This is a genomic window from Mesonia sp. K7 (assembly GCF_003233725.1).
Classification (GTDB): Bacteria; Bacteroidota; Bacteroidia; order Flavobacteriales; family Flavobacteriaceae; genus Mesonia.
In genome coordinates this window covers 19,269-30,654 of the sequence record NZ_QKQV01000020.1, presented here as the reverse complement: position 1 = coordinate 30,654, position 11,386 = coordinate 19,269, and the positions used below count along the sequence as shown (strand labels likewise).

13 protein-coding genes are annotated in these 11,386 nt (G+C 31.2%); all 13 read right to left on the bottom strand.

Annotation, left to right across the window (positions count from 1 at the left end; translation table 11 throughout):
* Positions 1 to 221: 221 nt before the first annotated feature.
* Positions 222 to 464: an Ada metal-binding domain-containing protein gene (locus DNG35_RS11565; protein ID WP_111129347.1), complete on the bottom strand. Its 243-nt coding sequence runs from the start codon at positions 462 to 464 to the stop codon at positions 222 to 224.
* 222 nt (positions 465 to 686) lie between these two features.
* Positions 687 to 1,448, bottom strand: coding sequence for a methionyl-tRNA formyltransferase (locus tag DNG35_RS11560; protein ID WP_111129345.1), 762 nt, complete (start codon positions 1,446 to 1,448; stop codon positions 687 to 689).
* Positions 1,449 to 1,451: 3 nt separating this feature from the next.
* Positions 1,452 to 1,778 (bottom strand): hypothetical protein, encoded by a 327-nt coding sequence (locus DNG35_RS11555; RefSeq protein ID WP_111129343.1) that lies wholly within the window; start codon positions 1,776 to 1,778, stop codon positions 1,452 to 1,454.
* On the bottom strand, positions 1,768 to 2,376 hold the full coding sequence (locus tag DNG35_RS11550) for a sugar transferase (RefSeq protein ID WP_111129341.1): 609 nt from the start codon (positions 2,374 to 2,376) through the stop codon (positions 1,768 to 1,770). The genes DNG35_RS11555 and DNG35_RS11550 overlap by 11 nt, the downstream gene beginning before the upstream one ends.
* 29 nt (positions 2,377 to 2,405) lie before the next feature.
* On the bottom strand, positions 2,406 to 2,765 hold the full coding sequence (locus tag DNG35_RS11545) for a four helix bundle protein (protein WP_111129339.1): 360 nt from the start codon (positions 2,763 to 2,765) through the stop codon (positions 2,406 to 2,408).
* Positions 2,766 to 2,827: 62 nt separating this feature from the next.
* On the bottom strand, positions 2,828 to 4,030 hold the full coding sequence (locus tag DNG35_RS11540) for a glycosyltransferase family 4 protein (protein ID WP_111129337.1): 1,203 nt from the start codon (positions 4,028 to 4,030) through the stop codon (positions 2,828 to 2,830).
* A 4-nt stretch (positions 4,031 to 4,034) separates the two neighbouring features.
* Entirely contained in the window at positions 4,035 to 4,808 is a 774-nt protein-coding gene (locus DNG35_RS11535; RefSeq protein WP_111129335.1) for a sulfotransferase, read from the bottom strand.
* Positions 4,781 to 5,983 carry a glycosyltransferase gene (locus DNG35_RS11530; protein ID WP_111129333.1) on the bottom strand — a complete coding sequence of 401 codons (1,203 nt, stop codon included), beginning with the start codon at positions 5,981 to 5,983 and terminating at the stop codon, positions 4,781 to 4,783. The genes DNG35_RS11535 and DNG35_RS11530 overlap by 28 nt, the downstream gene beginning before the upstream one ends.
* Positions 5,983 to 7,188, bottom strand: coding sequence for a glycosyltransferase (locus DNG35_RS11525; protein WP_111129330.1), 1,206 nt, complete (start codon positions 7,186 to 7,188; stop codon positions 5,983 to 5,985). The genes DNG35_RS11530 and DNG35_RS11525 overlap by 1 nt, the downstream gene beginning before the upstream one ends.
* Positions 7,185 to 7,388, bottom strand: coding sequence for a hypothetical protein (locus DNG35_RS12285; RefSeq protein WP_233494486.1), 204 nt, complete (start codon positions 7,386 to 7,388; stop codon positions 7,185 to 7,187). The genes DNG35_RS11525 and DNG35_RS12285 overlap by 4 nt, the downstream gene beginning before the upstream one ends.
* 317 nt (positions 7,389 to 7,705) lie before the next feature.
* Positions 7,706 to 8,806 (bottom strand): hypothetical protein, encoded by a 1,101-nt coding sequence (locus DNG35_RS11515; protein WP_111129325.1) that lies wholly within the window; start codon positions 8,804 to 8,806, stop codon positions 7,706 to 7,708.
* Between the two features lie 12 nt (positions 8,807 to 8,818).
* Complete coding sequence (locus tag DNG35_RS11510; RefSeq protein ID WP_111129323.1) at positions 8,819 to 10,048, bottom strand: EpsG family protein; 1,230 nt, start codon at positions 10,046 to 10,048, stop codon at positions 8,819 to 8,821.
* 55 nt (positions 10,049 to 10,103) lie between these two features.
* The gene (locus tag DNG35_RS11505) at positions 10,104 to 11,237 is read right to left on the bottom strand and encodes a hypothetical protein (RefSeq protein ID WP_111129321.1); all 1,134 of its coding nucleotides are present in this window, start codon (positions 11,235 to 11,237) and stop codon (positions 10,104 to 10,106) included.
* Between the last annotated feature and the right edge of the window lie 149 nt (positions 11,238 to 11,386).

Genomic DNA, 11,386 nt, shown 5'->3' with positions numbered 1-11,386 from the left:
TAAAAAATATTATGAGAAATCATCTCTTCTACTTCATCCGTTATCACAATTTTTACAGAGTTATATTCTAATCCTTGCCGCTTTAGGTACGGTGGTGAGTTTTATCGTTACCTTACTGATCAATAAGTATTGGAAAAAAAATGAGTAGGTTTAGTATAGATTGAAGTTGATAAAGGGCTGTCTTATAAGGGCAGTCCTTTTTATTTTATAGTTCCAGACACTTAGGGTTTGCAGACTTTACAAGCGGTATACCCCGCTGCTTTGGCTTCTGTTTTGGTAGTCTTGATTTTGGAGTTTTTGAGGTAACGGCAGCTACTTTTATGATATTTATTTCCTGTTTTGGTGATGTAAACGACTTCTGTAACAGGCTGAACGTGGCTATGGTTTACAGGTATAGTCGGAAGGGAAAACCCAAAACTGAGGAGTGAGCCCGCGATCAAAAGGAAAAATAGAAGTTTTTTCATGGGTATTGGGTTGAGCTTATGAACATACTGCTTTTAGTTTAAAAATCTGCACTACTATAGTGCATACTTTTTATTTTTTTGCACTTCTTAAGTGCAATATAGATTTGTTGTGTTGTGGTTTCTATGGTGATGATGATTATAAAAACAAAAAAAGGGGTAAACTTACGGCTAACCCCAGTATCGAAATGATGATATCGAAGGTGCGTTTGAGCAACATCAAATTTAATTTTCCTCTAAGAGAATAAACTCTACTCTCACCCCTACTTTTTTACCATCTTCAACAAAAAAAGCAAGTTCACTATCCTTATTTGTTGTTAATGCCCTAATCTTATCTAAAATCTCTCTCGCTGTATATTTTTCCTCAAGCTTTAATTCCTTTACTTTCTCTAAATCTTTTTTTATATGGGAGGTGCCTGCGTGAGTTTGTTTGCTTTTTTTAGGTTTTAAGCTAACCAAATCCTCTAGTGCTTCTTTAAAAACCTCTTCTTCTAAGGTGAGTACTTTTTGATATAATGAGTTTGCCGTGTCGTCAGTATCTACTTGCAACTCTTTTTGATGGATGATATCACCTTCGTCTAAGTCTTCTGACATAAAGTGCAAAGTAGCTCCATAAGGGGTGCCTTCCAAAATGGCCCAACTTGGTGTATGCCATCCTTTATTGTAAGGTAAATAGGCAGGGTGAAGATTTAAAAATCCTATTTTGGGAATTGATAATACTTCTGTTGGTATAATATAAGGAAAATGAATACCTATAATGTAATCTATGCTTAAATCATTTAGCTTTTGAATATTTTCTTTCTCCTTAAAACTATTCCCGCTAAAAATATATTCTTCCGGTAAATTTGAAATTTGTCTTAGCGTTTCAGCATGACTTTCATTTTTACCACGACTAACCAACAAAGCTGAAGGTTCATAACCTTGTTCTATCAAATATTTTAAAATATTACAGCCAATCTGACGATCTCCTGCAAAAGCATACTTCATATCTTACTTCTTTAACTTTTCTACAAACTCTTTAGGAAAAGGAATGGCTCCTTTCCAACGTTCAAAAACGAAAACTGAGGTATAATTTTTATTTTTTTCTTCATGTTCCCTAAATTGATTCATCCAATCTTCTAAATGAAATAAATATTCACAGACATCATCTTGATCAGAAACTTCACATTCTAACAAATAAGCCTCTAAAAAGTTATACAACTGTTTATTTGCCTGATAAATTCGTAGAGCTTGATAATAGAGTTGTTGATCTTTATATGCGTTATAAGCTATTTCTGAACGTCTAATCGTTCGTTGTAGTTTTTCTTTAATCGTCATTGCCTGTAAAATAAGTAGTCGTTGCTTGCCCTTCAGAATTAATCCCTTCGGAAATAAATACTTTTTTAATCGTTAAAAGTAAGATTTTTAGGTCTAACCCCAAACTCATTTTTTTTACATACCAGACATCATATTCAAATTTTTTAGCCCATGAAATCGCATTACGTCCATTGACTTGAGCCCAACCCGTAATTCCCGGCCGTACCTCATGGCGTTTTTTTTGTTCTTTATTATATAAAGGGAGGTATTGGGGCAACAAGGGTCTTGGACCTATTAAACTCATATCTCCTTTCAATACATTAATGAGTTGTGGGATTTCATCTAAAGAGGTTTTACGTACAAATTTCCCAATTGGTGTGAGCCGCTTGGCATCCGACAATAAATTTCCTGAGGAATCTTTTTTATCGTTCATGGTCTTGAACTTGATGATTCGAAAAATACGTTCGTTTTTCCCGGGACGTCGTTGAAAGAAAAAAGGCTTGCCGTTGTTAGCGATGCTTAATCCTAGCCATACCAAAATAAAGATAGGGCTTAATAGGAGTAAACCTAGAAAAGCTGCGATGAAATCGATAAGGGGTTTGAAAAAACTTTTGTACATTTTATTAGTTAGGTATTAGAAACTAGAGACTAGGGTTTTGATTTTCTATACGAAATAAGACCCATTAGCATTTTTCCAATTTCATCAACCTGCTTACCGCATAGTTCATAATCATTCCCATTTATAAAATTTAAGTTGTTAGCAATTAATAATTGTGTTTCTAATTCTGTATTACTCCCTAAAGCAATATACAAAAACTGAATAAAATCTTTGTTTGATTGCCGAGCAGCTCCTTCTGCAATATTTGATGGAATTGAAATAGCAGCTCTGCGGATTTGATTTGTCAAACCATAAGTTTCTTCTTTTGGAAAGTCTTTCGTTAACTCGTAAATTTTAGTCACCAAGCTTACTGCTCTTTTCCAAACCTCTAGATCCTTATGTGTTTTCATATTTCAATTTTATTTACCTCCTAGTTACTAATTCCTTATCACTAGTCCCTAATAACTAGTCTCTATTCCCCTAGTCCCTTCTCTTTTAATAAACGTTGATATTCCTTTAGCAAAGCCTGCCAAACTTCTTCTCGTTGATACCTCTCGACAATCATTGGGCGAGCATTCGCTTTTAGCTGCTGATATAATGGTTTATTTTGGATGAGTAAATCCATTGCTTTTTGCAATTCCGAAATATTTTTTGGAGAAACAATCAAGCCATTTTTTCCTTCGTTGATGATCTCATTACACCCGTTGATGTCACTGACGATACTCGGCAAACCCATGGCTCCCGCTTGCATCACGACATTAGGAAAGCCTTCTCGGTAGCTGGGAAAAACCAAGGCATCACTGATTGCCAAATAAGGACGTACGTCTTGCTGGAAACCTACGGAAATGATATCAGGGTTGTTTTCAATTTGGTGCAGGGTTTCGGGCTTAAGGGGGTCTAATTCAGATTCAAATGGCCCTACTAATAATAGTTTTTGAGTGGAGAGTGGTGAGTTGTGTGTGGTAGTTGGCACTCTGCTCTCGGAGATATGTGTGAAGGCCAAAACCAATTCGTTGATGCCTTTGTCACCCACTAGACGACCTACAAATACAAATACAAAGTCATTCTGTTTAATATTTAATTCCTTTCGTAAACTTTCTTTTTGCGGATCATCATATATCTTAGGATAAAAATAATCGGTATCAATACCGTTAGAGCTACCCTGTCCTATAATTTTTAATTTTTTAGGAGAGGTAAACTTTTCTTTCAGTATAAAATCATACAAACCCGTACTGTTGGGGTATACTTTTGTAGCGCAAGCATAAGTTAACTTTTCAACTTGATTAAGCAACCAACGTTTTTTACCTGTTATTTCCATTAAGGGTAAACCGGCTACGGTATGTAAGCGTATAGGTACTCCTGTTAATTTTGATGCTAACATACCTAAAATGCCTGCTTTTGGAGTATGGGTATGTACGACTGTTGGTTTTTCTTTTTTTAAGTACCTATATAATTTCAGTAAGGCTTTTAAATCTTTTAACGGGGTAATTTGCCGTGTCATTTCCAAGGGAAATACAGCAACCTTATTTTCTTTTCCAAATTTATCTAAGCGAGGAGCGTCTGCAGCTATCGCTGTGACTTTAAAATACTTCTGCATGAAAGAAAGCTGCCCTTCTAAAAGCTTTTCTAGGGAAAGAGGTACGGTAGTAATACGTATCAGCTTTTTTTTCATCATAATCTTATTGACTTTTATTAATACTGATATATGTATTTTCTTTTCTTAATCTATTTCCCAAATAACCCCCTTTTACCAAATATTTATTTTGGTTTATTTTTTGATTTAATTCTTCAAGTTCTATATCCAATTTCAATTCGATTCTTTTTATCGTCTCATGAGGCTTATTTATTAAATCATCGTAGTTGATTTTCACCACATTTTTCTTTGAATAAACACAGGAAGTTAGACTATCTATTAAAAATTTTGAAATCAATGATTTTACCGCAAATAATATGTTTTTTTGACGAGGAAGTGTACTTTTTTGGAGGGATTTATTAGAACCTTTTAAGGTAGATTTCCATACTTTAGAGTAGGAGGCTTTTAAAAAAATAATTTTCACCTCAAACCCCGATTTTTTAAGATTAAGCGGTCTAAACAATGTTTGCCAAGTGGTTTTTGAAGAATCGATAAAATACTTAATCTCTTGATTAGAATTTATTTTATTTAAAAAAGTTTTCCATAACGCGGGATACTTTTCATTGTATAAGTAAAAATACTGATCTGCATGTCTAATTTTTTTTATTTGAGAATCGCTGTAGGAAAGATTGAGTAAGGTGTTCTTTAAAATAGTTGCATAAAAATTATCGGTTATATTCTCTTTTTCATTAAAAACGTTACTTATTTCGCCCAATGTAAAACTATTTTTAGCATTAGAAAGAATAATATCCAACAGGGTTGAACCACTTCTTCCGTAGCCTGCTATGTATATTATTTCTTCTTTAAGTTCTTTTCCCATATCGAGAGCCTCAATAAGTTTTGTTTATCAATTGATAAATTTTGTATGGCATAATTTCTAGCCCTTTTACACATATACTTTTTTTCATCTTTTTCCTTTGTGGAAAAATCAAGAAATGCATTTGCTACTTTATCTATTCCTTCTAAGTGTTCAACTACTTTGCCTATTCCGTTTTGTTCAACAAATTCGCTACCTCCTGGAGATACTACTGCAGGAACTCCACATGCTAAATATTGCCTAACTTTTTGTTCAGAAGCGCCTCTATAGATTTTATCTAAAAAAGATACTCCTAAATCTAGATGGCTCACTATAAGAGGCATTTTTGAAAATTCAACTTTTCCTATCAGTTTTACTTCCTTTTCTAATTTATAATTATTAATTTTATCTTGTAAGATCTTAACTCCCCCGTCATCACCTGCAATTATTGCTTTGAACTTTAATTTTCTATTTTTCTTTAAAAAATTAAATGCTTCTACTATTTCATCCCCTCCTCTTATGTGTGGAAAATTTCCTGTATAACCAATTATAAAATCCTCTTGTGTAAAACCTAAATTTTCAAGGAAAGATTGGTTTTTATCCATAGGTCTAAACCTCTCTGTATTTACCCCATTATCTATTTGATAAAAATTACCTTTAAAATTTTCTTCAAGAGAAAACACATGTGTTTTGGTAACTGCATCACAAGCCACTGCATTTCTATATAATAAGGACATTATATTTTTATTAATAGGCTTGAATATAGTCTTAAGAAATAAATTTCTGTTAAGAAAAGGAAACGTTCCATCACCACAAATACGCAAAGCATATTGTGGTTCGTATAGTTTTACAAATAAAAAATAACCTAATGGAAATAGAATAGCTCTAAAGACAAAAAACACTTCTTCTTTTGGTTCCTTTTGATATAATTCTCTAAGCTTAAAGAATATTTTAATTTGCTTAATTAAGAATAATATGGGGTTAATCGTACGTTTGGAAAAGTAAAATACTCTTTTATTTTTATTATTAAAATGTTTCGTAAGCTCAACAACAGCATTTTTTGGCTTTGGTATTAAAATAGTGATTTTGTCCTCAAAAATTCTATTAATAGATCCTACAAATTCTCTTTCATTTACTCCTGGACCATTAGGAAGAGATAAATCTACATCTGCACTATAGATAATATGTTTAATATTCATTAATTTTCTTGAATTATATTTATCTTATTGCTTTTTTTAGATAAGCTTAAGATTGATTGATAAGTCATTATTTCCTTTTCTATAGTTTTGTCCCAATGAAACTCTTCTGAAAGTTTTTTAGGTAATTCGTTGTTAACAAACATATCCACAACTCTATTGGCAACATTTTTCACAAAATTCTCATTCAAAGAAAAACTATTTTCTGTTCCTATTGCCTCTGGAATACCTCCCACATTAGAGCCTACCACGTGAACTCCACAAGACTGAGCTTCAAGAGTCACTCTTGGCATCCCCTCACTTAAACTAGGTAAAAGCAATACATCTAATATAGCCATATAATTAGGAATATTCTCGGGTGCTAATTTGCCCAGATAAATGACATTTGAAATATTGAGGCTTTTAACCTCTTTTTGTAATTTCTCGAATAAAGGACCGTCGCCTATCACTATAAAAGAAGTATCTGAAATTCTATCTTGAATATTCTTAAATATCGATGGTAATGTCAGTACATTTTTAATAGGTTTGAGGTTCCCTATAAATCCTACGACATTTTTTGTTTTAATGTTTATTTCTTTTTTTATTTTATTTTTTTCATCTGTCGATTTTAAGTCAAAACGTTCTGATGGCCCTGAATAAAGATGAGATTTATTGTTTGATTTAATAATTGTATCTGACAGTGTTTTTAGTCTCTTACTTACAAAAAAATTAAAATCGGCATATTTCAATATTTTTTTTACTGTAAAAAAAGTTTTTTTATTAGCAAATGGATACTTATTAATGTCAGACCCATGCCAAGTTACCACCATAGGAATCTTATATTTTTCTTTTACTAACATTGCTAAGTGAGAACTCAATAAATCATGTACAGAGAGAAGGGAATAGTCTTCAAATAAGGAAACGTATTTTAATAATTGATTCTTGCAGGCAATATCTTTTAGTTTTAAGCGATGGGTCAATAGGTATTCCATTAATGAGAGTTTTACCCAAATATTTTTAAAAACAATTCCATCTATTGTGGTGTACTCTTCTCTGTTGACTTGTATATTTTTTAATTTTTTAAAAAGCTTACTATAGTCATATTGAATGAGGTATACATCAACTTCTATATTTTCTAGTGTTTTAAGCTGTTTTATCCTTTCATAAATATTATTGAACTTTCCTTTTCTATTATTGCTATCCCCTGTAAAAATTCTTGCTATTTTCATTTTCTGCTTCTAATGAGTTTACTTGGGTTTCCTCCAATAATAGAGTATTCTGGAAATTCTTTGGTCAACACGCATCTTGCACCCAGGATAGTTCCCGTCTTAATCTGCTTACTACCAATAATCATCACATCTCTACCAATCCACACATCATTGCCGATAATAACCTGATCTGGCATTTCCTTTCTTCCTTGGTATCTCATAGCTATGTCCGTTCTATCAAAAAGATGGGTATTAGCCATCATATAACAATTGGGACCCATCATAACATTTTCTCCTATCACCGTATTATTATGTATTCTACAATTAATACCTAAACCCGAATAATCTCCTATTCTAATACCTTTTCCTGACCCAAAAAATGCCATCCGTTGTATATTTACATTTTTCCCACAATATTCAAATATATTTTTACATAATATATACCTAAATTTTTTAAATAATTTTCCCAGAAAAAAAGAATTACTTTTAGGTAAATATCGAGCTAACCCATAATATAAAATTAGACATAGTTTTCTTTTCATGATTGAGAGTTATATAGTTTTAAAAATTGGTTTGTCACATTCTTAATATCATAATTATCAATATTTTTAAAAATAAATTGATTAGTATAGTCTTCTTGTAAGAACTTATTGAAAGTTTTTAATTCTGCAAATTGTGAAGTGATTTCAAGAACAGGCCTTTTGGTAAGGGCATAATCAATTAGCTTACTTGGTTGCTGTACAGATGAAATATTTTTTATGTTAATTAAAAAATCCATTTTTGATAATTGATATAATAATTTTGCTCTGGGAACATAATCTCTAATTTCAAGTTTATTGCCTAATCTATTTTTATATTTTTTAAATATCGCATTTTTTTTAGTATAGACTACAAATTTAAAATCCATTTCTAAATCACAGAGGTATTCTAAAAAAGCACTAGGATCTCTTAAGCCAGGGTATACGTTACCTGCAAATGCAAAAGTTTTTATTCTATTTACAGAATAATCAGCCAATTTTAGATTATCTAACTGAAACCCTTGTGGTATTACTCTTATTTTTTCTCTAAACTCTTTAAAATATGCGTATTTCGCCGTTTCTACAGGCACACTAATATAATCACAGATGTTACCCCAACTCTTTTCAAAATTGCTAAAATAAGCTGGACGATAATTATAAGGATCTTTCATAAATGGATCACCACAATCTGCTACCCAAAACTTTACACTTTTTTTATTTTTTTTTAGAAATCTTGCAGCTCCCCAATGAATTGTATGGGGATGAGCTATTGTTATTAAATAATCTATATGATTTTCTCTTTTTAAAGCTTTTTTAACCAATGACATTAACTCAATATTTGGTACTTCTATCCATTTTGCAAAAAGCTTTCTTGTTGCCTTTGCCCATAGTTTTTTATTATAATATCCGGTGTTGTCTGCCACTCCTAATTTTGATATTCCTAAATTTTTGAACTCTACTCCTGTTTCGTTACTAATTTTTGAATAATCATAATCTCCTAACAAAGCATATACAATTACTTTGTATCCTCTTCTTGCTAATTCTTTTGCTAATTCTGTTGTTCTATGGGCTCTTGGTCCAAGCGTTGGATAGCAATTTTTTGAAATAATAACTATTTTCATATGCTTATATACTTATAATATGTGTTTATATATTAAATAAACAGGACTAGAAACATAAAATGAAAGATCGGTTACACCTTTATATAATATTACTTTTACGTAAAAAAACATCACAAACACAAAAGGCATTAGGTATAATAATCTCTGATATTTTTTCCCATAAAAATTCACCAACCAGATATAGGCAATGATAGGGTAAGCCATCACCATAAACCTCCCTCCTAAGGAAGGAATGGGTGTCGTAAAATTAACAAAGGTCATCCATATCAACAAAAAAGAAAAAAGCTTTTTGGTTTTAGGGTTTGCTGAAATTGTATTTGCATGATGAATAAACAAAGCCACCATCACATTCATATATAATTTCACCAAAAATCGAAATATTTCCGTTACCCAAATAAAGCCACTTCCTTTACTTTGTTGTTCTGCTAAATAGCCTTGATCAGTATAAGCTTCAGCCATATTTGCCAGCACGGGAGGTAAGATATTAATTAAGCCTCTTACCAACTCTACGGATATATTCGATACCAAAAAGCTAATAAAAAATAATATAATCCATGGCTTAGACGTCTTTTTAGAAAAATATGCTCCTATCATGACTACTAAAAAAATCCAGAAAGCCACATGAATAAAAGGGGTTATTGCTGCCAATAAAAAATATTTTTTATTGTTATTTCTAAAAATTTGAAAGATACAATATACCCCTACCCAAGCTGCGGTCCAAAATCGTACCCCGTTGATATTAAAAATATCATTGATCATAAATAAAGACAATAATACAAACCCACCAAAATTAGTTTGAAAGTTTTTTTCCAATACTAAAAACTTAAGGGATTTAAGTGCAAAAAAAGCGAATACGATGGCGATAACCATAAACAACACATGGTAATTGTTGGTTATTTGTGAAACAAAATACGATAGTGAAAAAAAGTAATAATCTTTAGCACCTTCATTTAAATAAAGAAAGTTATCTAAACTCGTTATAAAATCGGTTTCGTTGTAATAGTAAATATAGCGTTCAAATTTTTCCCGGTAACTTGCCCCATCAAAACTACTACTTTCATTTTTTCCTAAATCTACGGTAAAAGACATCCCAAAGAAAACTGCAAAAAGAAAGAATATCAAAAATGAAGATCTTGTCTTGAGGTTCCGCAACGCATAGAATGTTGCTATAAATGGAGATATTAAAAATAAAATTATTTTTATTGCTTGATCTGTTTTTTCCTCGCTTTGCCAAGAATTCATATTTTATATAAAATTTAGAACTTGAGTACATTTTTAATAAATACTCTAATTGTGGCTAATGTGCCTTTAACAATTGTGATAACTGCCTCTGAAAATCCTCCTTTGTATATGCTTCACTAAACCGTTTAAAGTTTTCCATATTTTTTAATGCCATTTCTTTATCTAAACCTAAATTGTTGTTTTTTAGGTCAGTTTCGAAATCTTCTATGGAAAATATTTTAAAGCCTTGATTTTCAAGGAACTGCTTATGTACGTTTTTGTTATTTAAGTATACATTTACACCATGTTTTAATGCCATATATATATTTGCTCCAGCCATTTGTCTGTATCCATTAATAACCAATCCTGTTGCTTTTTGGTAAGTGTTCACAAAATTTTGCTTATCCAAAAAATTTGTTATTAAAGTATAGTGGTTATTATTTCTAGTCCTTTCCATTACTTTTTTAGCATACTTCCCAACAGCCCCATAATTGAAAAAAAGTGTAAAGTTGTAATTCTGCCTATTCTCATATTTTTCAATTAAATCAATAATATCTAAATGATTATTGTATGATGATCGATTGTTTCCAACGATAATCAATGGATTTTCCATTTCTTTTTTTTGAAAATCAATTTCAACTAATTTCTTGTCGTAATGGAAGTGAGGCAATTTAACAAATGTGGGGAGATTAATCCAATATTGTTTTAACAGTTGATACTCTTCATTACTTAATGCTAAGAAATAATCTATCCTATTTAACACACGATTATAGCGTTGAGAATAATTATTACCGCTACGCATATATTTAAACAAAAAAGACAGTTTACGTCTATTTCTTTTTTTAAAAGAAAGTAAGTCATGTTTTCTCGACAACTCACTTTTGAACAAGTCGGGTCTTTTGGCGTAGAGTTCATACCCAAAAAATCGCCAAGCAATTTTTACGGTGTCAGGAAATTTTAAAACAAGTTGTTGTTTAAAGCTATCTAAATCATAGAGCACTACCAATTCTGCGGATTGACATAGCCTCAATATTTCAGGAATCTTATTTACTGCTTTTTCAATAAAAAAAAGGTTCTTATCCAACAACTCACGATTACCCTCTTCACCGATAAAAATAATTATGTTATCAAAAAAATCTCCCTCAAAATTTTCAGTATTAAATAAAAACTTAATATCTGTATGCAGGTGTATGACCTTTGATTTCTTCATTTAGTATTGATAATTAATTATTAAATTCATTTTAAAAATTAATCGAGTCTTTTTTATAATGTATGGTAGTACCAACTGAAACAAATTTATTTGGTATTTGGTATGTTTTTTTTAAACAACCATCTTTTTTTTTCAAATAATTTGTAAGT

Coding starts and splice junctions, on each gene's coding strand:
- DNG35_RS11510 (WP_111129323.1), bottom strand. CDS start 10,048: ATGAATTCTTGGCAAAGCGAGGAAAAAACAGATCAAGCAATAAAAATA.
- DNG35_RS11545 (WP_111129339.1), bottom strand. CDS start 2,765: ATGAAAACACATAAGGATCTAGAGGTTTGGAAAAGAGCAGTAAGCTTG.
- DNG35_RS11515 (WP_111129325.1), bottom strand. CDS start 8,806: ATGAAAATAGTTATTATTTCAAAAAATTGCTATCCAACGCTTGGACCA.
- DNG35_RS11560 (WP_111129345.1), bottom strand. CDS start 1,448: ATGAAGTATGCTTTTGCAGGAGATCGTCAGATTGGCTGTAATATTTTA.
- DNG35_RS11525 (WP_111129330.1), bottom strand. CDS start 7,188: ATGAAAATAGCAAGAATTTTTACAGGGGATAGCAATAATAGAAAAGGA.
- DNG35_RS11505 (WP_111129321.1), bottom strand. CDS start 11,237: ATGAAGAAATCAAAGGTCATACACCTGCATACAGATATTAAGTTTTTA.
- DNG35_RS11555 (WP_111129343.1), bottom strand. CDS start 1,778: ATGACGATTAAAGAAAAACTACAACGAACGATTAGACGTTCAGAAATA.
- DNG35_RS11530 (WP_111129333.1), bottom strand. CDS start 5,983: ATGAATATTAAACATATTATCTATAGTGCAGATGTAGATTTATCTCTT.
- DNG35_RS11550 (WP_111129341.1), bottom strand. CDS start 2,376: ATGTACAAAAGTTTTTTCAAACCCCTTATCGATTTCATCGCAGCTTTT.
- DNG35_RS11540 (WP_111129337.1), bottom strand. CDS start 4,030: ATGATGAAAAAAAAGCTGATACGTATTACTACCGTACCTCTTTCCCTA.
- DNG35_RS11565 (WP_111129347.1), bottom strand. CDS start 464: ATGAAAAAACTTCTATTTTTCCTTTTGATCGCGGGCTCACTCCTCAGT.
- DNG35_RS12285 (WP_233494486.1), bottom strand. CDS start 7,388: ATGAGATACCAAGGAAGAAAGGAAATGCCAGATCAGGTTATTATCGGC.
- DNG35_RS11535 (WP_111129335.1), bottom strand. CDS start 4,808: ATGGGAAAAGAACTTAAAGAAGAAATAATATACATAGCAGGCTACGGA.